Raw genomic sequence first — 355 nt, 5'->3', positions numbered from 1 at the left:
GTGCTGTCCGAGTCGCTGTCGCAGTACTCGGCGTTGATGGTGATGGAGAAGACGTACGGCCGCGCCCACATGCGCCAGTTCCTGAAGACCGAACTGGACCGTTACCTGGCCGGACGCGGCGGCGAGCGCATCGAGGAGCTGCCGCTGGAGCGGGTGGAGAACCAGCAGTACATCCACTACGAGAAGGGCTCACTGGTGTTCTACCGCCTGCGCGAGGAGATCGGCGAGGCCGCGCTCAACCGCGCGCTCAAGCGCTTCCTGGAGGACAAGGGCTACCAGCAACCGCCGTACACCACCTCGCGCGAGCTGTTGGCCTACATCCGCGCCGAGACCCCGGCCGACCGCCAGCAGGTGG

Annotated in this window: 1 protein-coding gene; it reads left to right on the top strand. The window is 66.8% G+C overall.

The features are described from left to right. A partial coding sequence (locus AC1DN0_RS42020; protein ID WP_477146748.1) for a hypothetical protein occupies positions 1-355 on the top strand: 355 nt, incomplete at both ends.

This window comes from Cupriavidus sp. 05N39, assembly GCF_056397325.1.
The sequence above is the reverse complement of the archived record's forward strand: the minus strand, read 5'-3'. Positions and strand labels throughout refer to the sequence as shown.